21 protein-coding genes and 2 pseudogenes are annotated in these 22,530 nt (G+C 58.6%); 7 read left to right on the top strand and 16 right to left on the bottom strand.

Annotation, left to right across the window (positions count from 1 at the left end; translation table 11 throughout):
• Positions 1 to 313: 313 nt before the first annotated feature.
• Positions 314 to 664, bottom strand: a complete 351-nt coding sequence (locus tag ASC90_RS05385) for a hypothetical protein (protein ID WP_244480307.1) — start codon at positions 662 to 664, stop codon at positions 314 to 316.
• A gap of 238 nt (positions 665 to 902) precedes the next feature.
• On the opposite strand from ASC90_RS05385, the gene ASC90_RS27760 reads away from it, so the two are divergent.
• Entirely contained in the window at positions 903 to 1,145 is a 243-nt protein-coding gene (locus tag ASC90_RS27760) for a hypothetical protein (RefSeq protein ID WP_082519821.1), read from the top strand.
• 24 nt (positions 1,146 to 1,169) lie between these two features.
• On the opposite strand, the gene ASC90_RS05375 is transcribed toward ASC90_RS27760, so the two are convergent.
• From ASC90_RS05375 to ASC90_RS29220, 4 genes are all read right to left on the bottom strand, one after another.
• Positions 1,170 to 6,260, bottom strand: a complete 5,091-nt coding sequence (locus tag ASC90_RS05375) for a DEAD/DEAH box helicase family protein (RefSeq protein WP_056536414.1) — start codon at positions 6,258 to 6,260, stop codon at positions 1,170 to 1,172.
• 90 nt (positions 6,261 to 6,350) lie between these two features.
• Positions 6,351 to 6,953, bottom strand: coding sequence for a DUF1419 domain-containing protein (locus ASC90_RS05370; protein ID WP_056536411.1), 603 nt, complete (start codon positions 6,951 to 6,953; stop codon positions 6,351 to 6,353).
• A gap of 117 nt (positions 6,954 to 7,070) precedes the next feature.
• Positions 7,071 to 8,039: a DUF3991 and toprim domain-containing protein gene (locus ASC90_RS05365; RefSeq protein WP_056536408.1), complete on the bottom strand. Its 969-nt coding sequence runs from the start codon at positions 8,037 to 8,039 to the stop codon at positions 7,071 to 7,073.
• 182 nt (positions 8,040 to 8,221) lie between these two features.
• On the bottom strand, positions 8,222 to 8,398 hold the full coding sequence (locus ASC90_RS29220; RefSeq protein ID WP_056536629.1) for a hypothetical protein: 177 nt from the start codon (positions 8,396 to 8,398) through the stop codon (positions 8,222 to 8,224).
• 624 nt (positions 8,399 to 9,022) lie between these two features.
• Between ASC90_RS29220 and ASC90_RS05355 the strand changes: the two genes are divergently transcribed.
• The gene (locus ASC90_RS05355) at positions 9,023 to 9,259 is read left to right on the top strand and encodes a BrnA antitoxin family protein (RefSeq protein ID WP_056536405.1); all 237 of its coding nucleotides are present in this window, start codon (positions 9,023 to 9,025) and stop codon (positions 9,257 to 9,259) included.
• A gap of 131 nt (positions 9,260 to 9,390) precedes the next feature.
• Here the strand turns inward: ASC90_RS05355 and ASC90_RS05350 are convergent, their stop codons facing one another.
• The 4 genes from ASC90_RS05350 to ASC90_RS05335 form a co-directional block, all read right to left on the bottom strand.
• On the bottom strand, positions 9,391 to 9,969 hold the full coding sequence (locus ASC90_RS05350) for a hypothetical protein (RefSeq protein ID WP_056536402.1): 579 nt from the start codon (positions 9,967 to 9,969) through the stop codon (positions 9,391 to 9,393).
• 32 nt (positions 9,970 to 10,001) lie between these two features.
• On the bottom strand, positions 10,002 to 10,550 hold the full coding sequence (locus ASC90_RS05345; protein ID WP_056536399.1) for a hypothetical protein: 549 nt from the start codon (positions 10,548 to 10,550) through the stop codon (positions 10,002 to 10,004).
• A gap of 185 nt (positions 10,551 to 10,735) precedes the next feature.
• Positions 10,736 to 11,143 carry a hypothetical protein gene (locus tag ASC90_RS05340; protein ID WP_056536396.1) on the bottom strand — a complete coding sequence of 136 codons (408 nt, stop codon included), beginning with the start codon at positions 11,141 to 11,143 and terminating at the stop codon, positions 10,736 to 10,738.
• Positions 11,144 to 11,870: 727 nt separating this feature from the next.
• Complete coding sequence (locus tag ASC90_RS05335; protein ID WP_280138310.1) at positions 11,871 to 13,898, bottom strand: PAS domain S-box protein; 2,028 nt, start codon at positions 13,896 to 13,898, stop codon at positions 11,871 to 11,873.
• Between the two features lie 418 nt (positions 13,899 to 14,316).
• On the opposite strand from ASC90_RS05335, the gene ASC90_RS05330 reads away from it, so the two are divergent.
• Together ASC90_RS05330 and ASC90_RS05325 are read left to right on the top strand one after the other, a co-directional pair.
• Entirely contained in the window at positions 14,317 to 14,916 is a 600-nt protein-coding gene (locus tag ASC90_RS05330) for a hemerythrin domain-containing protein (protein ID WP_244480306.1), read from the top strand.
• A 277-nt stretch (positions 14,917 to 15,193) separates the two neighbouring features.
• Positions 15,194 to 16,465 (top strand): hypothetical protein, encoded by a 1,272-nt coding sequence (locus ASC90_RS05325; RefSeq protein WP_056536387.1) that lies wholly within the window; start codon positions 15,194 to 15,196, stop codon positions 16,463 to 16,465.
• 338 nt (positions 16,466 to 16,803) lie between these two features.
• Here ASC90_RS05325 and ASC90_RS27750 read toward each other — a convergent pair whose 3' ends face one another.
• The gene (locus ASC90_RS27750) at positions 16,804 to 16,917 is read right to left on the bottom strand and encodes a hypothetical protein (RefSeq protein ID WP_082519819.1); all 114 of its coding nucleotides are present in this window, start codon (positions 16,915 to 16,917) and stop codon (positions 16,804 to 16,806) included.
• Between the two features lie 47 nt (positions 16,918 to 16,964).
• Here ASC90_RS27750 and ASC90_RS29640 point away from each other — a divergent pair.
• A pseudogene (locus ASC90_RS29640) lies at positions 16,965 to 17,187 on the top strand (alpha/beta hydrolase); the annotation flags it as partial.
• A 342-nt stretch (positions 17,188 to 17,529) separates the two neighbouring features.
• Here the strand turns inward: ASC90_RS29640 and ASC90_RS05320 are convergent.
• The 6 genes and pseudogenes from ASC90_RS05320 to ASC90_RS05295 form a co-directional block, all read right to left on the bottom strand.
• A complete protein-coding gene (locus tag ASC90_RS05320; protein ID WP_082519818.1) occupies positions 17,530 to 18,393 on the bottom strand; it encodes an MBL fold metallo-hydrolase in 864 nt (287 codons plus the stop codon).
• A gap of 188 nt (positions 18,394 to 18,581) precedes the next feature.
• Positions 18,582 to 19,475 carry an NAD(P)H-binding protein gene (locus ASC90_RS05315; RefSeq protein ID WP_056536384.1) on the bottom strand — a complete coding sequence of 298 codons (894 nt, stop codon included), beginning with the start codon at positions 19,473 to 19,475 and terminating at the stop codon, positions 18,582 to 18,584.
• Between the two features lie 206 nt (positions 19,476 to 19,681).
• Positions 19,682 to 20,506: an MFS transporter gene (locus ASC90_RS05310; protein WP_162246956.1), complete on the bottom strand. Its 825-nt coding sequence runs from the start codon at positions 20,504 to 20,506 to the stop codon at positions 19,682 to 19,684.
• 195 nt (positions 20,507 to 20,701) lie between these two features.
• Positions 20,702 to 20,887, bottom strand: coding sequence for a hypothetical protein (locus tag ASC90_RS05305; RefSeq protein ID WP_056536380.1), 186 nt, complete (start codon positions 20,885 to 20,887; stop codon positions 20,702 to 20,704).
• A pseudogene (xth, locus tag ASC90_RS05300) lies at positions 20,877 to 21,684 on the bottom strand (exodeoxyribonuclease III). Before xth ends, ASC90_RS05305 begins: the two are co-directional and overlap by 11 nt.
• On the bottom strand, positions 21,681 to 21,860 hold the full coding sequence (locus ASC90_RS05295) for a hypothetical protein (protein ID WP_006310245.1): 180 nt from the start codon (positions 21,858 to 21,860) through the stop codon (positions 21,681 to 21,683). The pseudogene xth and the gene ASC90_RS05295 overlap by 4 nt, the downstream one beginning before the upstream one ends.
• 56 nt (positions 21,861 to 21,916) lie before the next feature.
• Between ASC90_RS05295 and ASC90_RS05290 the strand changes: the two genes are divergently transcribed.
• Positions 21,917 to 22,204, top strand: a complete 288-nt coding sequence (locus ASC90_RS05290; protein ID WP_156392842.1) for a hypothetical protein — start codon at positions 21,917 to 21,919, stop codon at positions 22,202 to 22,204.
• A 124-nt stretch (positions 22,205 to 22,328) separates the two neighbouring features.
• Positions 22,329 to 22,526: a hypothetical protein gene (locus ASC90_RS30365; protein ID WP_348270862.1), complete on the top strand. Its 198-nt coding sequence runs from the start codon at positions 22,329 to 22,331 to the stop codon at positions 22,524 to 22,526.
• Positions 22,527 to 22,530: the final 4 nt, after the last annotated feature.

Genomic DNA, 22,530 nt, shown 5'->3' with positions numbered 1-22,530 from the left:
CCTTTCCTGTCTTCATTCTTCTCGAAGACACCTCCAGGACCGCGGGGTCGGCCGGACTGCCGCAACTGCGGCCGAGCATCCCTGCTGGGCAGGACGAGCGGGGCATCTGCCCTGCGAAGGACAACCGGCCGGGATCGCGCAGGCGGCGGTTGAGCGAAAGCGGCGGCGGAGGACCGATCTGCGACCGGTTCCATTTCCACTTCCCTTACTTCACCATTCTCTACTATATTTTGCGGCGACTACCTGGCCAAATGGCGCGTAGGTTCATTATCGACCGCCAGAACCGCATATAGACGTGGCCCGATTCAAAGACTTAGACGCGCCGCTTCAGAAGCGAGAACGCATCGGCCATTATCCTCTTCAACGTCGCCTTTCGATCGGTCTCGGCGACGGACAATGGGGCAGGGGAAGTGGCCGGAATCTGCCCACTGGCATCAGGATGAGCAACCGGAGCTACGATAGAAATAGCCTGCTTCGCAGGAACGACGATGTGCGAGACGGTCGTTTCGTCGGACTTAACAGTGACGGCGACTTTGCTCCCGGATCGGATCTGGTCGACCGCAGTTTGAGCAGCGGCCTGCTCGTCGTCGGCTTCAATCAGAGAGGTTTGGGTTACAAGATAAAAAGGCATGGGTTCCCGCAATGTTTTTTCTTTAGATCTCATCGCGCTCGAGCACCGGTCAAGGTGTCGGAAGCGAAAAGGGCGCTCGACCCGTGAGGGGAGCGCCCTTCTCTTTGATCCCGGACGCTGTCGAAAGCCCCGGCGGTTGCCGGCGGCAGGACATCATCGAAACGGGAAGTGATGCTCAGATATTGTTGAAAGCGTCAGATTTCAAGTCGCGGCGCAAGCGACCCCCTGATAGATGTCGCCGCCCGTCCGATCACTTCCAAGTCGAGGCAAGATGAGTACGGACCCCACCACCCGGAAATTCATCCCGCAGCGGGCCATAGACAGGGCGAAGGCCCATGGCGTGCCCATCGATGAAGATCCAGCCTTCGTCGCGCTTCTCGACGAATGGGTTCGCGGCGAGATCGATATGAAGCAGATCCGCGAGCGCTACCTCGAAAGGCTCGCGCTGCAGGAGGCGGAGCAACGCGACCGCCTCGCGCGCAGGCGAGCACGACCGGAACCAGGCGGGACCTGACGGCCTCCGGTTCCGGCCGGACATTTAAGCGGCCTCCTGCGCGGCGTCCTCGACGGCGGCGGTCGCCAATTCGTCTTCGATCCCACGGAGAAGTCGGCGCTTCTCGGAGAGCTCATCGGCGAACTGGAAGGTTCCGCCCGTGCGGGATCGATAGGACGTCAGGCGGTGCTCGGCGTCGTCCAGGCGCTGGCGATAGCGGCGCTGTTCCTCCTCGAACCCATCAAGCCCATGCTCCAACCGTGATATCGCGCCGAGAGGGGTGACAGTGATGGCAAGCTCGATCTCGTAGTCGGCGCCGGTGCGCCGGATCACGGTCTCGTGGCGATAGCCATCACCCTTGCCGATCCGCTCGCCCTCATAGACAAGATCAAACCCGCCGATCGTCGCCAGATGAACCTCACCCTCTTGTTGCAGCTGCAGAAGTGTGAGGATCTCCTTCATCAGTGCGCGTCCGGCCTCTTTGCGCTCGGTATAGTCCTCACCCAGCACCGTCATGGTAAAGGCATCGCCTGACGTGGGCTGGAGCCGCTCGATGTCCTGGCCGATCTCACCGATGCGCCGGGTTGAGACTTCGATCTCACGCTCCGCGTCTCGCATCTGCCTGCGGATAGCGTACTGATCGTCCTCATGCGCGGCCCGGAGCCGTTCGAGACGGGCGATGTCGGCCTCCAGCCCAGCCTTCTGCATCAGCCGTTCGTCGCCGGACGCGATGGCCTTGGCCATGGCGAACTGGCTAGCAGCACCTTCGCCGACATCTTCGAGCCTGCGGATCGACGTGTCGCCTGAAAGGGCAGCGGCGATAAACCGCGCCTTGCGTTCGTTGTTCTGCCACATGGAAGCGTCGAGACTTCCCTCGGTTGCATAGGCGAAGATATCGACCTCGTCATGCTGGTTTCCCTGGCGAACGATGCGTCCCTCACGCTGTTCGATCTGCGATGGCAGCCACGGGACATCGAGGTGGTGGAGCGCTTTCAGCCGGAGCTGGGCATTCACGCCGGTGCCCATTGTTTCGGAGGACCCGATCAGGAAACGCACCTTGCCAGCCCTGATATCACCGAACAGCCGTTGCTTGGCTTCGGTCTTCTTGTAGTCCTGCATGAAGGCGATTTCCGCCGCGGGCACGCCGAGCCGGATCAGCTCGTCGCGGATGAACCGGTAGGCCGAGAAGCCCCGGGTCTTCTCGACATTGATCGTGCCGAGATCGGAGAAGATCATCTGCGCGGCCCCCGGCAGATCGAAGTCCTTGCCGTCAGGGCGGCGATAGATTGCCTTGCCGGTTTCCTTCCAGATCCGGTGCGCATTGAGAACCAGCAGATTGAGCTTGTTGTCTTCCTCATTGCCAGCCGCCGGCACAACGAAGCGCAAGTCGATCGCCGCGTGGCGGCCGTCGGTGATGACGGACAACAGGATGTCGTCGCCGGGTTTGGCCGGACCCTCGCGTTGTTCGATCAACTTGATCCTGCTGCCGAGGGTCTGCTGGTAGGTCTTGAACAGCGCCGTCGGCTTGGCGGTCAGGATCTGCCGCCGGCCAGTCGAGATCTCGGGCACCCTCACATACTGCCGAAGGTCATCCGGCATGACCACGTCGGCAAACGAGCGGAACATGGCGATCAATTCAGGCACATTCACGAAGGAGGCAAGGCGGCTGACCGGCTTGTATTTGCCCGATGGCTGGATTTCGAGTTCGGTTGTCGTATCGCCGAAGCACGATGCCCAGGCATCGAACTCGTGCAGTCCGCGCTCGGAAAGCGCCGCATGGCCGAGCAGGCGCTGGATCGAGAACATTTCGCCCAGCGTATTGGTGATTGGCGTGCCCGAAGCAAGCACCAGCGCCCGGCCCGGGTTCTTCGTCTCGATATAGCGAGACTTCACATAAAGATCCCAGGCCCGCTGCGAGCCATTCGGATCGATGCCCTTCAGCGTCGACATGTTGGTGGCGAAGGAGAGCTTGCGAAACTCCTGCGCCTCGTCGACGACGATCTGGTCGACGCCAATCTCCGAGATAGTCAGCAGATCGTCCTTGCGGGTCGCGAGCCCTTCGAGCCGTTCCTTCAATCCTTCCTTCAACCGCTCGAGCCGCTTGCGCGAAACGCGGTCCTCGCTATCGACCTTGGTCAGCAGCTCCTCGTAGAGCTGCAATTCGTCCTGGATCATCTGCTGTTCGAAGGCCGACGGCACGGCGATGAACCGAAACGCGGGATGGGTGATGATGATCGCATCCCAGGTGGCGGTGGCCGCCCGTGATAGGAGCCTCGCGCGCTTGTCCTTGGTGAAGTTCGTTTCGTCGGCGGCGAGAATGCGGGCGTTCGGATAGAGCGCCAGGAACTCGCGCGCGGCCTGGGCCAGGCAATGACCGGGCACGACCAGCATCGCCTTGGCGATCAGCCCGAGCCGGCGCTGTTCCATAATCGCGGCGGCCATCGTCATCGTCTTGCCGGCGCCGACGGCGTGGGCGAGGTAGGTCGAGCCATCGGCGATAATCCGCCAGATGCCGCGCTTCTGGTGCCCATAAAGAACAAAGGCGCCAGAGGCGCCGGGAAGTTTGAGATGAGAGCCGTCGAATTTGCGCGGAGCGATATTGTTGAAGCGGTCATTATAGTCCCGCGCCAAGCGGTCTGTGCGATTGGGGTCGGTCCAGACCCAGTCCTGAAACGCTTGTTTCATCCTCTGCAGCTTGTCGCGCGCCGCCTCTGTGTCGACGACATTGAGCACCCGCCGCTCGCCATCGCAGTCTTTGATGACGTCGAAGATCTGCGGGACGCGGCTGTTGAGCGCATCGGCGAGCAGCTCGCCGGCATGCCGGCGGCTCGTGCCCCATTTGGATGTGCCGGCGGCGGAATAGCCGAGTTGCCGCGCCTCCACCGTCCAGGAGCCAAGTTCCGGCATGTGATGGATCCGGATGTCGGCCTCCATCCTTTCCTTGACGAAGGCAACAACGTCGGCCGCCGGGATCCAAGGGGCGCCGAGACGTGCCGTGATATCCGACGGCCGCAGATCGGCCGGCTGGACCTCCTGAAGGGAACGGACATTGCGCTCGTAGACCGGATCAAGCTCCGCCGCTGCCTGTGCGGCCGCAAGCTTGGTGCGGACCGATCCGGAGAGATAGGCATCGGCAGTCTGCCAGGAACCATCAGTCGGATCCTGAAACACCGTGTCACCGAGCTCATCGATGACTGTGGAGATACCGCAATGCAGGAGCTCGGCGATATGTTCGAGATCGACATGGCCACGCTCGTTGAGTACGACGGCCAGCGCATCAGCCGCATTGGTGATGACAGGCGACATCGGCGGAGCGATTACACGGGTGGCGAAGATCGGACCCGGCTTCGCCGTGTCGGTCTCCAGATCATAATCCTCGATCAAGGCGACGAGCCAGCAATCGGGATCGTCGCGGAAGGGTAAGAGGTTCGGCTGGCGATGCGTCTCCTTCACTTCGCCGGTCTCCGGATCCTCCTGGACCGAAACGGTCGTGTGGTTGATCGGACCGAAGTCGCGCACGAATGCCGACCATGCGAGACGCAGATGCACCTGCAAATCGCGCCACGGCCTGTCTGTCTCTTGCGCCTTCAGCACCTCGCGAACAGCATCGCGGATCGGGATTAGCTTCGAGATGATCCGCATATGCTTCTCAGGAATCCCTTCACCGGTGCGGCCCTTGCGGACGCTCACGGGCACCGCCGCACCATCGAGCAGCTGCATCAGCCCCTTGGCCCTGTCGATGAAGAAGCTGCCTTCGCGAACCGGGCTGTCCTTGGGCCTGAGATCGACGATCTCTGCGAGCTCGTCTTCCAGATCGATATCAACGGGAGTGGGCTCGCCGTCATAGAGGCCGGTCGGAAGGAGATCGATCGCCGCGGCGAGGGCACCTTCGAGATCTACACCGACGCATGGCCGGCACGTATAGGTCTCGCCGAACGGGCCGGAGGCGAGCGCATGGGTGCCGAGCACAAAACGAGGATGGCGAGCGAACCAGCGGTTCACGCGGATCGCACCCTCGTCGCCGGCGGCGGCTTGCACCTGATCAACATCTAGCCAGGTCTGATCGCCTTCCGGCTCTCCCACCTTGCGTTTGCGGAAGAACAGGATGTCGACGACGACCTCGGTGCCGGCGTCACGGCGGAAGCTGCCTTCGGGCAGGCGGATCGCCGCGATCAGATCGGCGGATTTGGCGATATGCTCACGCGCGGTGATGTCGGCTTTGTCCATCGTCCCATGCGAGGTGACGAAGGCGGCCAGAGCGCCCGGCTTCAAAAGATCGATCGAGCGGGCAATGAAATAGTCGTGCAGGCGCAAGGCCAGCGATCGGTAGGCGCGGTCCGAGCGGACAGTGCGGTCGGAGAAGGGCGGGTTGCCGATGGCGAGATCGTAGATCGGCGCCAGATCCGTGCGGGCGAAGTCGCCCTCGATGATGCGAGACCGCGGCTGCAGCAGACGAACGATGCGCGATGTGACCGGATCTAGCTCAATCCCGGTGACATAGGCGCTGTCGCGGAAATCCTCCGGCATCAGCGCGGGAAATAGGCCGGTTCCGATACCCGGCTCAAGCACGCGACCACCTCGCCAGCCAAGACGCTGGATCCCGGCCCAGATCGCACGGATGATGAACTCCGGTGTGAAATGGGCATACTGGGTGCAGCGGGCCAGCGAGGCGTAGTCGGCCTCCGAGACGGAGCTTTCGAGTGAAGAGCCAAGGGCGTCCCATCCGTCGCGGAAATCGACCTCGCCCGGCCGGCGGAACATGCCATTGGCAAGCTCTCCGGCGCCGAAGCCCGTAAAGCGGATCAGCTGGGCCTGCTCCGCAGGCGTTGCGGGCCTCTCCTGCTTCGCGATGCAGTCGGCGACCAGGATCGCCGCGACATTGGCACGAGCCCGGTCCTTCCACGAAGCGCCGAGGTCGCGGTCGCCATCTAGATAGAAATTCTGGCGCTGTCCCCGCCGGCCCGTCGGGGCCACCGCGGCCGGCAACGCCGGGGCGAGGGGCGGCGGCGTGGGATCCGGTTCATCGTCATTGGCTGCTGTGGCGTCGAAACCGCCAAAGGCGGTAACGCCGAGGCCGAGACCAGAAGACAGTGTAGAGCTGCCGAACATGTCGAGCGTGAATGGATCGTTGCTCATCGGGAGTGTTCCTTTTTGGATGCGCGCCATCGCTCGCCCGCCGCGATAGCGGGCTGGAAGCGCTTGGAAGATTCGATGGGGTGGCGACGCCTAGGCCGCGATGTCAGGCAGATGCCGCATGTGAACGGGGAGTTTTGCGGCGATCTCATCATCGGTGAGATCGTCCAGCAGCTTCAGGAGCGTGCCGTCGGTGCCACTCCACAGCATGACCGTGCGCCTTCCCTGCATCGCCAGTGGAAAGCGATCGCCGGCATAGCCTCGATAGGCATCGGCGGTGCTGCTCCAGATATGCTCGAGACGTTCTTCGCGGGTCATGGTGCGCACCGGCTGTGTTTCGCGCTCGAAGAGCGCTGCTCGCATCTCCTCGACCGAGTTGTGATTGGAGAGGTCGCAGTAACCGTGAAAGTACCTGACTTGGCCGTCGATCCGCAGCGCGAAGAAGATGCTTGTGACCGAGTCGGTCAGGAATTCGCGCAGCGCGAAGATCGGTCCGCGCATCCACAATGGCGGCAGTATATCGAGCATGTAGTCGTAGAGAGCCTCGTCAATCTCGAACCACTCGCCGCTATAGAGAGGGGCAGCATCAGTCTGCCATGGGTTGGGGCGCTGGTTATGGCGGTCGAACAAGCGAAACATTTGCGGGCGCGTTGCGACGCCTTCGAAAATCTTGGAGATAGGGGCAGGGGTGTTCATCTCTGGCTCCTTCAGGGTTTGGGGACTTGGGTGTGGCCACTCCATCACCCTCGTTCAGTCCCTCATCACACCTTCCGGGCCGCCGGCATCCCGAACCGGCCGTGTCAAGGGCCGGCTTTAGCCGGGCGAAGCTTCCCTTGATGCGGTCGGTGGCGATGCGGCACGCCTCTCTCTTCCCTCGCTCTTCAATTTTTCTCTCCTTCTCTCCTGCAGGACTTCATTCCAATCCTCCGCCGGCGGCCGGAGACGGACCGAAGGACGATCGACCTGCGCGGCCAGTGCCTGAAGACGACGAGCGAAAGCATCGCCTTGGCTATTGGCATCGGTGGCACAGACCAGGTGAGTGCCGGGGCAAGCGAGAAGGTCGACCAGCGCGGCCTCGGTTCTGGGCGACCATCCGCCACCGGTACTGAGGTAAAGACTTCCGTCCTGCAGATCTTCGATCGCAGCCAGGCTCATTGCGTCGACCGCCGCCTCCGTCACGCAGAGACGAAGAGCATCCCTCGCACCCAAGCGAAACAGGATTTTGCTGCCCCCTGTGGAGAAGCCGCGCCAGTCGGGTCCGCGTTCTTCCCATCCGACCAGCAGCCCGGCGCCATCGGTGTGGCCGGCCCACATGCTGCCGAATGGCCCTTCTCGTACGATCCCTTGATTGATTGCCGAGCGCAGGATGGAGGCCGGGACCGCTCGCGTCCAGCAAAGATACCGCCAAGCACCGGATCCTGTGTTTGGAAGACGGCGGGCTTGCCATCGTGTCAGAATGTCCGCAGGCTCGACCTTGGACGAGGGCTTCTTCCAGAGGATAGTCTCAGCTTTGTAACCGATGAGAGCGCCGACACGGTCGACGGCGTCCGAAAACGCCAACTGTTCGAGCAGAGCGACAAGGGCGAAAATGTCACCTTTATCTTCGCTCAAAGGATCAAACCACCCACGGCCTTCATGAGTGACGATGATGATTTCCGCTCCTTTGCGAAACTTCACTGCCCGGCGCGTGCTCTCTTTGATATCGACCGCAAATCCAGCCTGCTCGAGGACGGCAGCGCAACTCACCGCTTCGCGTATTTTCTCGATTTCTTCTCTTTTCATGATTCTCCCGATCGCCTGCGATCGCTCCTTAATTTAACTCCCCGCATAAACGGGGGACATCTTCCGGCCGCCGCGAAGAGCAGAGGGGGCAAGGGCGCGGGAAGCAACGTGCAAGGTTGCACCGCCCGCGGCGAAGCTTCCCTTGCCGCCGACAGGTCGCCAGCGGCACGGCAATTGCCGGCTCAGTGAGCCGGCCAGGGATTGAATTCATGGATGACCGAAAGGTCATCGTCGGCGTCGATCTCGTCAGAGGGAAGCACGCCGTATTCACCGTCGACCTCGAAGACGGTAACCGGGACCATCAGGTCGCGGGAGAGTTGGAAGGCGTGGGACTGTGCGAGGGAAAGATCGTGCGACATGTGCGAGGCTCCATAAGGGAGCGGGCCAATTCCCGCTGATGGTTCCTCAAAAAGACCAGAGACGGTCGCGATCACCGCGCCGGCATAGCCAAGCGGCCGCAGCTTGCTAGCGGACCCCCTTGCGGGTTGATCGTGGAAGGCCCGGCTTTGGTCTAGGACACCATCACAGAAAGCGGGATTGGCATGCTTCCGATCGGAAGCCGACCAGCCGCAACCGAATTCGAACAGAGTTGGACGTTCCGCCGCGCACAAGGCAGGCATTCAGCCCGGTCGCAGATGTCCTTCACAGACGAAAGGGAGGGGCCTGCACGCCCACTCATGTGTTTGCAAACCGCTCGACGATAGGCCATGTCATGGAGGAGGTGAGAGCGAACAATGCTGGCATTCGGAAACTTGTTGAACCTGGCGGAGCGCGGTCCGGCTGCTTCGACATCAGGACAATCGGCATAGGGGGTTCCCGACACCGTTTGCTTATGGCATGACCATCGCGAACGCGAGGCATATCAGGCGACCCAGTCCTTTTCGAGCGAGCCGAAACTGGGCGACATTTGGGCCTCCTTCGTCGGAGGCCAGATGATGAGGCCACATCTTCACCGCAGGTAGACCAAGCCATTGGAGTCAAGCATGACACGAACACCACGCCGCCCCGCCAATCCGCTCGACGCCGCGGAGGCCTTATTCAAGCCGGCAAAGAAGGTGGCACCGCCCCCTGCTGTCGAACGGCGAGCGCTGCCGAATGTCAAGGAGCAGGTCTCCCTGAAACTCGACAGCGAGGTACTCGCCTATTTTCAGGCGGAGGGTCCAGGCTGGCAGGAGCGTATCAACGATGCGCTGCGTGCCGCCATGAAGGACGATGGTTGAACCTGGCTGCTCACGCGGCCGCCCGTTTAGGAACAGCGGTTCGACGAAGCAATTAGGCTATCGCACCACAGAAAAAGTTTCCCAACAACGAGCTAGTCAAAACGCGTCAACCCGAGGATATGCTGCCGGGTTCACTCAGCGCCGAAGCGGCGCAACATCATTCGAAGCTGCAGATTCTGTTGGCGAAGGCGATCAGCCAAAAGCGTCTTCAATAGCAGATTTTCGGCTTCGAGAGCGGGTAATTCATCAATGGGAGCTTCACTCGGAGCCAAGAGGGAAGATACGGAAATTCCGACCTTATCGCCGCCTTTGCGCATAGTTGTCGACTGACGGCCGATCAATCCCGATCGAGAGGGCTTTCCTTTCGCGACCACGGCTTTTGCAACGACTTCGACAGCGGGCAGATCTTGAGGCTCTGACCGCTCTTCTACCGTAGAAACGGAAGTCGCGACGATGGCATCGGAAGTCCGGGCCACCGGCGCGAGAACCGGCTCTTCGACTGGCGCATTTTCTACAGCAGGTGCTACGATAATGTCTTCGACCGTCGATTCAGCTTGCTGCCCGTCCTCTAACAGCTGCGGCGCCACGCTGGCTGCCTGAAGGGCAAATACCTTCAGATCTGTGCTGCCCCAGATGGATCCCTGCCGGACTGCCGATCGGCGGCCCTTCGACTTGATCTCGACAACGAAATTTCTCTGCGGGGTCTTCATGTCATTCCAATCATAACAGCCTGACCGGCAGGCTAGCGAATATCAAAGCGCTCGAGCATCTTTTTTAGTTGAGCGTTCTGCAGCTTCAGCTTGAGCGCCAGGCCGGCCTTCAGCGCCACGATTTCTTTGTCGAGAACCACAACCTCCTCAAGAAATGTCAGAGGCTGCGGCGGAGGAGATACGGCCCGTGGGTCATCGCTCGGCTTGGATCGAGACTGCGTCACGACTTGAACCGAACCGGGCTTTATACGCTTCGAGCGATTTTTGCCAGGGCTCGACAGTGCTTCCGCTTCGCCAAGGTTTGCCGGTGCTATTGTCACCGGAGTTGGATCTGGTCGCTCGATCGCGACTTCCGGGTCAACGTTGTCAACCGTTGGCTCCGACGTTAAACGGGAGTTGACTTCGCTCGCTTCGACTACAGTACCGGCCACCGATGATGACGTAACCGGCGAAGCGGCAGCGCTGTCTGTCGTTGCGAGCAGATGATCAGTCGGCTCCGCTATCGTTGCCGACAGCGACGGCGCTACGTTCTGATCACCTGCCTGGTCCTCGGCCGGTTTCTCCAGAGCGGGGGGAACCAACGGTGACACTTGCGTTTTAGGGCGCGACGCCAGGTCCGCGAGAAATCGCCATGGTGACTTCATAGTTCTTTACCCCCTGACTGAATGCGCAATAGCGCTGCGAGATCCTTGCAGATCCCGCTTGCCAAGTTTCTTGGATCGGTATGCGTGCCGCTGTCAAAAGGCAGAACGCAGTACTCTTCGCGTCAGACGCGATCGAGCCGCTTGCGCAGATCGGCATTTTCGTTGCGGAGCTTTTCCGCAAGCAACTTGCGAAGGCGCTGATTTTCTTCTTCCAGCTTGATCAGATCTTCAATCTCATCAAGCGCTGCGACAGGGGCCGTTTGCGGCTGAAGAGCCTTGGGCGTGCGCTTGGCTCTGGTGGCTTTGGCTGCAACCTCGGGCTTTGCAACGACCGCTTTGGCCTTCCTGCCACGGCCGCTGGCAACCTTCACGGACTCAACCGGTGCAGCAGCAGCTTGCGACGGGACGACCGCCGGCGCGGCAACACCCTTCTTCTGGCGAGGTGCCCGCGTTTTCTTTACAGCGGGTGTCTCCACCGGCGCCGCTACGCCCACGGCAACAGCAGGGGCGGTGATATTCTCTTCAGCCATCGATCATCTCCTTTACAGCCGATACCTTTTCGGCCGGGCGAGATACTCTGTCAACAGGCGCTTGCGCGGGCCTTTCATTGCTTTGGTCCGCGTGTCCCCGGACTATTGGGGTTGATATCAACAGCGGCGTGAATGCTCGAATGGCGGCCTCCGTAATCTAATCGTCTTAATACGTTATAACACATCGCATAATAGTATTTATGGAACAACGCGGGTAGAAAGCAGCGGCTTTCAGACTATCGGTGATTTCAGTCAATGTTAGATTTGGGCCGCTTCAACGCTCGTGAGCCGATGCCTTTGGGAACCAAAACGCGGTCTCACTGGACGATCTCCCCATCCATCTCGACCGCCTGAAGCCTTCGGCCTCAAGACCCTTTCCAACTTTCTTGTCATCCACCACTTCATTTTCTACGTGGAAAAAGGTACGCAGGACGCAATTTATAAGCCTCGAATTGCCGAAAGGCCTGCGTCATCTGACCGAAAAGACGCGATAGAGATCACTCGGCGAGCCCGGCGCATGTGTCCCAGCTTATACAATGCATTTCTCGGGAAAGACATATCGCGGTGATACTCAGCACCAAACGCGTCTCCCCAGCCCAGTTTAGGACAAACAAACGGAGAGCATATTTGGCAAGAGCGATAAGCAAATGCCATTTTAAGAAGATATCAAGAACGACGGTTGCTATCAATTCCCGCCGCGGGTTGTAAGCGGGTGCGCGATGCGACTTTAGTTGTTGGCCAACTCGATTGGCAATGTAAATTCGAAACGGCAGCCCGGCACAACGCCCTGCACGAGCCGGATCTGCCCTCCGTGGTTTTCGACAATGGTGCGGCAGATCGACAGGCCCATGCCCATCCCATTCGCCTTGCTGGTTTCGAACGGACGGAATACGCTTTCGACGCGGTCCTCGGCGATACCCGGTCCATTGTCACAGACCCCGATCGTGACCAATTCCTCGTCCTGCTTGATGTCGATGGTAAGCGCGGAGCCGCGGTCAGATGTTTCACGCATAGACTCGATAGCGTTCAGAATTAGGTTCACGAAAACCTGTTGAAGTTGGACGCGATCAACGGGGATTGCCGGGAGATCATCGGGGATATCGAGCTTGAGCGTGACTTTTGTTTTCTGGAGCTCGCCGCGTGTCAGCGAAATGACGTCGCCGATGAGCTCGGCCATCCCAATTGGCTCGACGGTGGACATTTCCTTCCTATACATCTTGCGGATTCTGGTGACGATTTCGCTTGCGCGCCTGCCGTCGTCTATGACGTTCTTGAGGCTTTCTCTGGCTCTGATCACATCTGGTGTCGCCCTGGACAACCAGCGCAACGCAGCGCCACCGCTGGCAACGATGCCCGTTAGCGGCTGATTGACTTCGTGCGCGATTGAGGCGGCCAGCTCGCCCATCGTAGTCGCACGCGCAACATGTGCCAGCTCCGCCTGCACTTCCCTGAGATGCGCAGCACTCTTGAGGAGTTCTGAGACCACCCTTTTGCGTTCGGTGATGTCCATGGTCGTTCCAACATATCCCGTTACCTCGCCCAACTCTCCTGTCGACGCGCGCCCGGTGCAGAGCAGTTGGATGACATTCCCGCTGGGAAGCGTCGCTTGATATTCGAACTCCAGATCCCTCTTCTCGGTGACCGCTCTCCGCATCGTTTCACTCACGAAGGCCGCCTCCTCGGGCAGCATTCTCTCAAGCATATTCTTGAGGTCTCCCCCGACGTCCGAGACATTGTAGCCGAAAATGTTGCCGTGTTCTTCCGACCATTCCAGCTTATCGGTTGCCACGTTCCAGGCCCAACTACCCGTGTGCGAGATACGCTGTCCTTCCGCAAGCATGGCCTCGCTCCTCTTTAACGCATCCTCGGAAATCTTGCGTTCGAGGACGAAGCTCGCCAGCTGGCTGAAGCGATCGATAGCCTTGCGCTCGCGATCTCCTATGGAGCGAATGGTGTTTGAGTAAATGGCGATTGTGCCAAACACAGATCCGCGTCCGGATATGATGGGAGTGGACCAGCAGGCCTTGAAACCGAAATGGTTGACTAGATCGCGCGCACAGTCCCATCGCGGATCTGTATCGACATCGTCGATCCAAACTGGCTCCTGCCGAAAGGCTGCGGTTCCACAGGAGCCGAAATCCGGCCCGACGGGAATTCCACCTACGGCGTCGCTGAAACCTTCCGGGAGGTTATGCCCCCCTCCCGGCTGCAATGTGCGCCGATCTTCGTCCTGCAGCATGATCGTGACGAAAGAAGCGTCTGTAAGGACGGACAGCGTCTGGCAGAGTGAATCCAGGATCTCTGTGAGCGGCTGCTCGGTCGTCATCATCTCAAATGAACGTTTTTCTCCTGCCAGAAGGATCTCTGCCCTCTTGAGGTCGTCGATGTCGCTCTCCGCACCGTAGCACCTGACGATACGTCCGGTGGCATCACAGTGGGGCTGCGCTCTGACTATAAACCATCGATACTCACCGTCATGCCGACGCAACCTTGCCTCGAGGCCACTCATCTCGCGCTTGGTGATGATGCGATGCCAGGTGGCCGCCGATTCCGCCCGGTCATCTGGATGGAAGACATACTTCCATCCGCCGTTACTGGCTTGTTCATGCGTAAGCCCAGTGTACTCGTACCACTCCTTGTTGAACCACTCGTTCGCCCCGTTGGCGTCTGCACTCCACGTCATGGACGGCATCGTGTCGTTCGCCATGCGAAACTCGCGCTCGCTTTCCGCTAGATCGGCTTTTTCCTTCTCCAGCTCGGCGAAGAGCTTTGCATTGTCGAGGGCAATAGCGGCGTGCGGTGCTGTCGCGAGTAGGATCGATATAGCTTCCTTGAAGATCGACGAAGTTCCCCATAACGGTAGGCTCGCTCTGATCGCAGTCCAGCGTCAGTATGATGCCTAAATCTCGCATATCGCTCACCACAAGGTCACATGTCTTTTGGACGAGTTGGGCGAGATTAAGTGGTGCTAATTCTTGATGAGTACTCGTTATACGATCGTGGGTTTGTCTTACGATAGTCGCAATGCGCTGCGTGGTAGTAGATACGCGCTCTAGAACCCGGATCGCTGCGTCCATGCTTCCAAGTGGGCGGCTCGCTTCTCGTAGGATATCAGGGCCAGATCAGTTGAAACGCTTGGTGCCGAGATGTCTAACCCGTCATTCCCGGCATAATTGAGCGATCAATTTTGGCGAACCTTTGAAGCGCAACTGATGAACGTTTTTGACATTTTTGACGAGAGTACACGCCCCAAGGCACCGCCAATTCCGGGAGCCACGCCGGCTCATCGTATGGCGGGTAGAAAATTGGCGATGATCCATGGCATGCATCTCGCTGCTCTCGACGAGACCGAAGCGATGATGGAGCGTGTCGTGGCTGGGGAGAGCCAAGTCGGCGAGTTGGCGACCCAAATCAACTCAATGCAGTTGATGAGCAACTACAGACAGTTCGGCAACCTCTGTGGGCGGGAGTGCCAGTTTCTCGATTTCCACCATATGTCCGAGGATAACGAAATTTTCCCGGTCATCTATGCAAATGGCGGCGATGGCCTGAAACGGGTCATCGCCCGCCTTACCGAAGAGCACTTGGTAATCCACGAGCTGCTGGAATCTCTCGCAACGAACGTGTCCGATTTGTTGACTCAGCCGGGACCCGACACCTCCGCCCGCACGCAGGAAACATTCACGCTTCTGTCCAGGATCGTTCGCTCACACTTCGATTACGAGCAGGCCGAACTTGAAGAAGCTCTCGGTTTCTACGCAGTGCCATTCTAATGCCACGCGTGTTGAGTTTCATCAGGATTTAGCCCATTTTTCCATTCCGCGTTAGCCCACCAGATCCGGTGTAGCGAATTTTCCGACAACAATTTTATCCGGCGTAAGTGGATCACGGAAAAACGGATCAAACTCACACGGAAACAGTCAACCGCTTCTCGCGGGTTCGATTCTAAATCGTCCCGTGGTGAATACCGACGCAATGGGACGCGCCTACCCACCATTTGGAAACGTCTTTCCTGTAGGCACGTCATAGTCGTATTCAGCGAGATTTGTGATGTTGGTTTATCAGCAGTCGGTGTTCTTAGGGCTCAAAGACCTCCCAGTCGCGAGCCGTATTGCGCGTATAGAAAAGGTTCTTAAGGAAAATGCCGAAACCCTTTTGGAAACCTTGAACCAAAAGCGCCTTGGCTTTGGGGCAATGAGGCGTGACAAGGATCTTGTGCCCGCCGGACCCTTCTTGGATCTATTGAAGCACACTTTTCGAGAGCATTCGCCGTTCGACGACCCGAAGTCTCAGTTTGGACCGAATGGATGGCAGCTATTGGGGGATCGCCTTGCCAAGGTCCAAACATTTTCCACGTTTCGCGATCATGCGTTTTTCTGGAGCCTTATCGAGGCGGAAGGCGCTTTTCTGGAAGATTTTCTGCCGTTCTGCAGCCATGAGGAACGGGCGACAGGCGCACTCCTCAACTCCATGATCATGAGTGCCCGCAGCTATTCGTCGCTTTGCAGCCTGGGTGGTACGGGCAAAGTGGGTCCAGCCATATATTTCTACGATACTTCAACTGACTGCAACGAGAAACATACAGGGGCCGACGTTGGGCTGATCGTCCGATCCGGAGAAGCGAGCAACCCACTCATCAAAGTTGCTCGGCTTCAGGTCAAGATTTCAGAACAGTCCGGGACACGTCCCAGGCGGTTTTTAGTGGGCCTAACTAACAAGTCAGAGCAAGCGCCGACGAAGGGTTTTCCTCGCAATCATGAGAACTTCGTTCAGCTCAGAACTTTGGCCGATACCCCTCAACTTGGTTACTACCTGCTCATCAATGAGAAGGGCGAGGGTGGCGACAATGTGGTTCAACCTTGTTTGATCGCGCCGGCTATGGCCGTGTCGTACGCCATAGCTCAGTCGCTCGGAACCCCGCCAAAGGTGACCCCGCTTGTGGACCTGAGCGAAAAAATCAATCCGATTCCGCTCTTCGCGTTTCTCGGGATAGCAATGACAAGTCGCGGCTCGGGCTACGGTGTTGAGTTGCCGCAGGGAACGGATCGATCCGATGCACTAGAGCGAGCAGAGACGATCCTCTTTGGAAAAGACGCCCAAAAGCCGCGCTATCGGCTCATTGTTGATACGACCGCTGATCCGCTGAAGCTGAATTTGGTGTCCAAGGGTGTACCCGGTAAACCCGCGTTGGCGGACATCGAGCCGATCTGGGAAGTTCCTTCCATGGCGCTTGACGCAACGCCGCCGAGCAGATCGGCTCCCGATACAGACCTCAATCAGGAGCAGCACAACAGCGGTTCGGGTGGCATAAGGATCCGATAACCGACGGGTTGGCTCCGAAAACCGAACTGGTGGGCTGTGGAGATGGGTTGCAGATCCACCCTGCGGGTCCAATCGAGAATGCTGCCTGCCTGAACATAGGCGATCATGACCGCCTGTTCGTGAGAAGCTCCGTGCAGCCCTGCCTTGAACCGCTGTACACCGCCGGTGCTTCCGCTTGCAACGCGAGCCACGACGATATTGCTGCTCTGAAAGCGATGCTCAATGACCGCAGTCGGCCCCTTCGAGATATGGCGCTCGCGGATGGGAACACATCAACCTTACCGGCGTTTACACCTGGGATGCGGAACATCAGATGCCGAACGGATTTAGATCGCTATTCATATCTTTCGGAAACGGGACCATGCACCGGCACCTAAATCGCGAGCCGCATTGAGAATGTCGTCGCCGATTGCCTGAACGGCACCTGTAAGAATGAGAAGGGCGAACGGCATTTGCTTCCAGATCTGCAGAATGACTACGCCGATAAGGATTGCGCGCGCAAGCACTCGGTGAGGCCGCGACGAACGCTGGCTGGAAAAACATCCCGTCGTGGTCTGTCTTCGGCTCCGCCGACAAGAACATTCCTCCTGAGGTAATGAAATGGGTGGCGACGCGGGCAAGAGCCAAGGAGACGGCCGAAGTCAAGGGCGCATCCCACGTTGATGGTATCTCATCCCGACCGAGTGGCTAAGGTGATCGAAGACGCTGCCACGGCCAACTAAGAATCCTAGTGCCGGGCCATGTTGTGACCCGGCACGAAATCAATCATGAGATGCTGAATCGCTCATCTCATGAGGAGCGAAGAGGTATTGCAAAACCCCAGTCCATAGAGCGGTAGCCAGGGTGTCGCTGAAATATTTGGAAGAGCCATCTTCGGCTGCGAGCGGAACATCAAATCCTAATCGAAAGTCACAGGCCTTTGGTAAGGCTCGTCCGCGTGGCATCGTGTTTCACGTTGTCGATGGCACTCGTGGCGCAATGCTCAGGTTTGCCTTTCAGCAGAAGCAAAGCACGCACTAAACCCGGCCGCCATCGCGGACCGGGTTTAGGCTTTCTGACCGTGACTAGCGTTGGCCCTTCGCGACGTGCGCACTTCCCCATAACGACCCTGGGTTGATCCTGTTTGGGTAGATGCTCAGCATTTTTTCGTAAAGCTCTTCGGCGGTCGTTGTCTCGCGGTCGAGGCGATCGAACGCCTGGATGTAGCGGCGTGTTGCCTCGATGTGCACCGGGCTGTTATCCGGGTTGAGTGGGCCGTGCCCCACGATAACGATCTTGGGGTGCAGTGCTTCGACCATGTCCAGCGCCGCCAGCCATGCCTGTCGTCCTGCCGCGTCGGTTTCGACAAGAAAAGCGTGTGCTTCGTTGTACACTACGTCGCCCGCAACTAGGAGTTCGAGAGACGGAACGTAGAGACCCGTCGTGTCGTCCGTATCCGTGTGTCCCATCTCAACAACGCGAAGTTCATTGCCTTCGAGCTCGAAGCTCGCTCCGTCCAAGACCTGCGCGACAGTGAGATGCTCCGGGACCAGACCCGGGAATCGAACCTTCCAGTTGGTCTCGACAACTTCGGAGGACAGCGTCTTTCTCATGGCGTCTACAACGTTTGGAGTTGCGAGAGCCGTGGCATCTGGGAAACGCTTGAGAAGAAGCGTGAGGCCGAAAATGTGGTCCGGATGTGCGTGCGTCAGATAGATCGTGCGCAATTTGCGACCTTTGGTCTCGATCCAGTCTGCCAGCTCTTCGTTCTGGGCATCGCTAAGGAGGGTATCCACCAAGACGGCGTCATGCTCGCCCCAAAGCAGTGTCACCGTGTTTGCGACCCAAGTGAGGTCTTCCTTTCCCGGCGGCACTCCCTGGGTGGCGCTGGCACGCTTCTTGATGAAAAGCTCCCACTGTAGTTTCGTTGCTGTGGCGTTTTCGTCCATGATCGATCTCCGATCCTAAAGATGCTTGCTGAAAACCGAAAGACGCGGCTATCGCTTCTCGGATTGATTGAGTTAAACCCGGGATTACGCCCTGACAGGAGCAAGAGATCCTTATGCAGCGAAAGCCAATTTCTTCCGGAGAAATTGCAGAAAGAGCGTAAGTATGAAGTCGAACGCGTCTTTCGAGGTCATCCCTGGGAAGGGCTTCTCCGAAAAGCGGAAATGTTGTCGGCCAGCCAGGCGGCAACGGACCGGGGAGTTTTTCCGGTCAGTTCGGCGACTGTGGTTGTAGTCTCGGCCTGAACCGACTGCTCGAAAAGGCGATCGAGCCCCACGAGCAGATCGGCAACCATCTCGCTCGTTCCAGACCGGATCAGTACATCGCGCTGCTCTGATGGAGAGCGATGATGATACGTGACATCATAGCCTAACTGTCTCGATAGTTCAGCGGCAACTTCCGGCATGCTGACTGAAGCCGGGCCTGTAAGATGGTAGGCTCGTTGGGCCTTAGCAAACCGATTGTCGAGGAGCGCCACCCGCGCCGCATCTGCGATGTCGCGAGTATCGATCAGATTGACACGGCCTTCTCCGGCCGCTCCGCCCCAAGAACTTTCCGAGACGGGTACGGTTGCGCGGCTCAGGATATCAACGAATGCGGAAGGGCGAAGTACGGTGTAGCCCACATCACATGTGGCGAGGTGCGCCTCAATTTTCATATGCCAGTCGAATGGATGCAGTTTGACGGGGGGCCCCATGACCGAGACTTTAACGATATGCCGGACGCCAGCCGCGACAGCAGCGTCTATCAGCGAGATTTCGTTTTCCACCTGCCTTGCGGACGTTCCGTGGGCGATGAACAGTCTCTCCACCCCTTCGACGGCCCGGGATAGTGAACCTGGCGCGTCGAAATCGACAACGGTCGGCACTAGGCCGCTAGGCAAGCGGTCCGCGGATGGGTTGCGGGAAAACGCCACCACATCAGCATTGTCGTTGGCGAGGCTCGAGAGCAGGGCGGAGCCAATTCGACCAGTCGCGCCTGCGATAGCGATGCGACCGCCGAAATGTGAAGAACCGTTGGACATTTTTGACCCTTTGCGCAGTTGGCAACGACAGCCCTCCGGTATGGATGGCTCATCGCGTGATCGGACCCGAAGTCGGAAACTTCCAAGGACCTCGCCCCCAAAGCCACTGCGCTCGATTGGAGAGTGCGGCTTTAGGGCCTTACGAACATCTTCGGATCTAGAGCACTTCCGCGATTGTAGGATTCGATCCTCGTCGCTCGTCACTGTCAGGGAGTTTTAGAAATTGAGGCTTGTTTAGCAACGAAGCCAAAAAGAAGTGCTATGCTGATCAATTCGGCGAGCGCTGCGGCGATGCCAACTTGACCAATATGTCCTTGAGCGAGAATGAGGGAACCGATCGCGCTTCCGATCGCGAAGCCGCTGTACATAAATGAGACGTTTAGCGAGAGAACGACCGGAGCGGAGCCCTGCCCGCCGCTGTGAATGAGGTTCGATATCTGGGCTGGCAGGAAGCCCCAGGCAGCTACGCCCCATACGGCGACGGAAATTACGATCGGGGCAACGGCTTGCGACGGTGTCAGCAAGAAGGCAGTGAGAGACAGGCCGATGAAGGCGGCTGCGAGAATAATAAGGCTAATGGCCATGACGGCCTTCGCGCCGTATTTGTCAGTAAGGACACCGCCACCAAACACACCGACAGCCGACCCGATTCCCAACAGACAGACGACAAAGCTAATACCATTGGGGCCGAAGTTTGCGACCGACGACAGGTAGGGGGCGATGTATGTCCACATGGTGTACAAACCGATCGCCCAAAAAAGCGTCACTGAGACCCCAGCCAGAACTGAAGGCCGTTTAGCAACCGCGATCCTGCCGGAGAGACTTGGTACCGGAAGCCCTACTCCGGCCGACCGATCAAGCCCCACAATCAAACCGACCACCGCGATTAACGAGAGTATAGCAACGCCGAGGAAGGTGACCCGCCACCCCAGCGCATTGCCAACTAGAGATCCGATCGGTAGTTCTAGCGCGATGGCTATCGTCATACCGCCGTTTACAATGGCAAGCGCTTTGCCTCGTCTTTCGGGCAAAACTGCCTTATTTCATCGCTCGACTCGTCGTCCTATAAGTCCGTATTCGCGGCCCCATAGTAGCAACCTGTGACTGAAATGGGCGCCTTGAACCAAATTGAACCGCCCACCCGGCCATTAAAGGAAGGGGTTGCAAAGGGAAGTTATGCACTGCAGACGTACTCAGCTACTCGCCGCCGGCCAGTCATTTGCTGGCTATTCGATGGCGTTTTCCGACACATCGTCTGCAGGATCGGGATCGCGATCATTCGCAATCCGCAAACGCTCTATTTCGTCGATCGCGGCTTTAAAGACATCGGCTTGCTTGGCTCCGGAAACAACCGCTTGATCGACCAAGTTCGCTAAACCGCTCCGAAATTCGTCGCGCCAGTCATTGCTCATTTCGCTTCCTCCGTTTGATCTGCTTGTAGGACAGTTCGATCCACACCGGCGCGTGATCGCTGGTGTGCTCCCAGCCGCGCACATGCTTGTCGACCTCAGCTTTTTTCAATCGCTCGGCAAGGTCGGGACTGAGCAGGAAATGGTCGAGCCTCAAACCCGCGTCGCGCCCATAGGCATTTCGGAAATAGTCCCCAAAACGAGTAAATGCGCTCTCCCGGATGCATCTCACGTAGCGCATCCGTCCAGCCCTGAGAGACAAGATTTCAATAGGCTTCCCGGACTTCGGTGCGGAACAGCGCGTCGTCAGTCCAACGCTCCGGCTTATAGACATCCAACTCCGTCGGCATGACGTTATAGTCACCCACGAGCACGACAGGCACTTCAAGCTCCAGCAACTCGGCGGCATAGTCGTGTAGACGCTGAAACCAACGGAGCTTGTAGTCGAACTTCGGGCCAGGATAGGGATTGCCGTTTGGGAGATAGAGGCCGCCAATCACCACCCCGTCCACGATGGCTTCGATAAAGCGGCTCTGCTCGTCCTCCGGCTCCCCCGGAAGACCTTTGCGCGTCAGGCGCGGCTCCTGTCCTCGCGCCAGGATGGCGACGCCATTCCAGGATTTCTGGCCATGCCAGACCGCACCATAACCGGCGGCTTCGATAGCTTTCGCGGGAAACTTCGCATCCGGCGCCTTCAGCTCCTGCAGAACGACAACGTCCGGCTTCGCCTCGTCCAGCCAACGAAGCAGGACTTCGAGACGACCGTTTACGCCATTGACGTTGTAGGTGGCGATTTTCACTTGGACTTGTGGTCGCCCTTGTCGCCCTCCCCGGGCTTGGCATCGCTCTTCGCCTGATGGCGCTTGTCAGCCGAGAGGGATCGGCCGACGTCGACAGATTCCTTGAACTTACCGTCTTCGTCGCGACGGACGTAGCGTTTGTCGGTGCCAGTATCGATGAGTTCGCGCTTCGACATGATGATCTCCCAATGGTTGCACAGCGGAAACCCACAAGACGTCGAAAAGTTTCAGATTGGTGCCAACCGACCTTGAACGCGTCTCAGCCGACTCTATTACATTAGGAATGGAGTACATTCCCGGTCCGAGAACCCTTTCCGAGCATCCCGATCACTTTCTGAACTGTCAGGAAGCAATTGCCGACGCATTCAGACAGTTAGCCGAGCAAGCGGTGATGGCCGGTTGGGGAGAGACCGAAATCGCCGGCGCACTGGTGGATATTGCCGACGGCCACATGCTTTCGCTGGCATCCAATCTGGAAACAGAGCGGATGTTAGACCGGGCGATCAAAGGCGGGCGCTAGGAGAATGTCGGACCGATATCCTGAGACGTCTGATGGGCGATATTTCGTCGTCCGCGGGCGGTTGTGGCGCAAGAGCGATCCCGCGCTTGACGAAGCCACACGGAATAGACTGGTCAAGGATTTGATGTCCGCAAGAAGGGCTGTTCGCGACGCCAAGGGCGACCCCGATGCGATGGCAAAGGCCCGACATCTGGTCGATGATGCCAAGGTTGCTCTCGGCGAGCGCGGTGCGCCCTGGTGGGAAGATGGCGCACCGGATTATAATCGGCACATGGCGAAGAACACGCCCTATGCCGAGTGGTTCGCTAACCTCGGAAAATAGACCG

Origin of the sequence: Rhizobium sp. Root1220 (assembly GCF_001426265.1) — a bacterium.
GTDB lineage: Bacteria > Pseudomonadota > Alphaproteobacteria > Rhizobiales > Rhizobiaceae > Rhizobium.
Note: the sequence above shows the minus strand (reverse complement) of the source record. Positions and strands in the feature narration are given on the sequence as shown.

Coding starts and splice junctions, on each gene's coding strand:
- ASC90_RS05305 (WP_056536380.1), bottom strand. CDS start 20,887: ATGAGCAATGACTGGCGCGACGAATTTCGGAGCGGTTTAGCGAACTTG.
- ASC90_RS05355 (WP_056536405.1), top strand. CDS start 9,023: ATGACACGAACACCACGCCGCCCCGCCAATCCGCTCGACGCCGCGGAG.
- ASC90_RS29220 (WP_056536629.1), bottom strand. CDS start 8,398: ATGTCGCACGATCTTTCCCTCGCACAGTCCCACGCCTTCCAACTCTCC.
- ASC90_RS05365 (WP_056536408.1), bottom strand. CDS start 8,039: ATGAAAAGAGAAGAAATCGAGAAAATACGCGAAGCGGTGAGTTGCGCT.
- ASC90_RS05325 (WP_056536387.1), top strand. CDS start 15,194: ATGTTGGTTTATCAGCAGTCGGTGTTCTTAGGGCTCAAAGACCTCCCA.
- ASC90_RS27760 (WP_082519821.1), top strand. CDS start 903: ATGAGTACGGACCCCACCACCCGGAAATTCATCCCGCAGCGGGCCATA.
- ASC90_RS05385 (WP_244480307.1), bottom strand. CDS start 664: ATGAGATCTAAAGAAAAAACATTGCGGGAACCCATGCCTTTTTATCTT.
- ASC90_RS05375 (WP_056536414.1), bottom strand. CDS start 6,260: ATGAGCAACGATCCATTCACGCTCGACATGTTCGGCAGCTCTACACTG.
- ASC90_RS05295 (WP_006310245.1), bottom strand. CDS start 21,860: ATGTCGAAGCGCGAACTCATCGATACTGGCACCGACAAACGCTACGTC.
- ASC90_RS05370 (WP_056536411.1), bottom strand. CDS start 6,953: ATGAACACCCCTGCCCCTATCTCCAAGATTTTCGAAGGCGTCGCAACG.
- ASC90_RS05315 (WP_056536384.1), bottom strand. CDS start 19,475: ATGTCCAACGGTTCTTCACATTTCGGCGGTCGCATCGCTATCGCAGGC.
- ASC90_RS05340 (WP_056536396.1), bottom strand. CDS start 11,143: ATGGCTGAAGAGAATATCACCGCCCCTGCTGTTGCCGTGGGCGTAGCG.
- ASC90_RS05350 (WP_056536402.1), bottom strand. CDS start 9,969: ATGAAGACCCCGCAGAGAAATTTCGTTGTCGAGATCAAGTCGAAGGGC.
- ASC90_RS05320 (WP_082519818.1), bottom strand. CDS start 18,393: ATGGACGAAAACGCCACAGCAACGAAACTACAGTGGGAGCTTTTCATC.
- ASC90_RS30365 (WP_348270862.1), top strand. CDS start 22,329: ATGTCCGCAAGAAGGGCTGTTCGCGACGCCAAGGGCGACCCCGATGCG.
- ASC90_RS27750 (WP_082519819.1), bottom strand. CDS start 16,917: ATGCCGTTCGCCCTTCTCATTCTTACAGGTGCCGTTCAGGCAATCGGC.